This window comes from Zavarzinella formosa DSM 19928 (assembly GCF_000255705.1).
GTDB lineage: Bacteria > Planctomycetota > Planctomycetia > Gemmatales > Gemmataceae > Zavarzinella > Zavarzinella formosa.
The window spans coordinates 1-603 of sequence record NZ_AIAB01000581.1 but is presented as its reverse complement, the minus strand read 5'-3'; the positions used below and the strand labels follow the sequence as shown (position 1 = coordinate 603).

The window sequence follows — 603 nt, the reverse complement described above, 5'->3', positions numbered from 1 at the left end:
CGGGGCAAGATCGCCGAACTGGCCGAGGCCCGCCTCAAGGCCGGGGATGCCAGCGTGCAGGAGGTGACCACCGCCCGCATCGACGCCCTCCTCGCCTCCCAGGACGCCACCCGGATTCGCTTCGAGGTGCCGCTGGCTGAGGAACGCCTCAAAAACCTGATGGGTGTTCCCAAGATCACCGAGACGATTCCGGTCGCCAACCCGCCGACGATCCGGCATCCGGCCGTCTCGGTGGACGCCCTCGTGGACGAAGCCGTTCATCACCGGCCCGACGGACTCGCCGCCCTGCACGCCCGCGAGGCCGCCGAGGAACGGCTGCGGTTCAGCAAACTGAGCTGGGTCCGCCTGCTCGGCATCGCCGACGCCACCAGCGGCAAAAAGACCGGGCACGAGTTCGGTCCCGCCCTCCGCGTCACCGTCCCGATCTTCAACCAAAACCAAGGAGGCATCGCCCGCGCCGAGGCCGAACTGGAGCAACTTACCCGCCGCGAACTCGTTATCCGCAACCAGATCATCACGGATGTCCGGCTGGCGGCCGTGCGATACGAACAGGCGAGGTCGGAGTATGAAATTCTGCTCGGGAAAGTCAAATCCGAGGCCGAG

The 603-nt window shown here is 66.7% G+C and carries 1 protein-coding gene; it reads left to right on the top strand.

The genetic code is table 11. From position 1 onward, the window contains the following. Nucleotides 1-603: TolC family protein (locus BGIM_RS48010; protein ID WP_020467927.1), on the top strand; the 603-nt coding region annotated here is incomplete at both ends.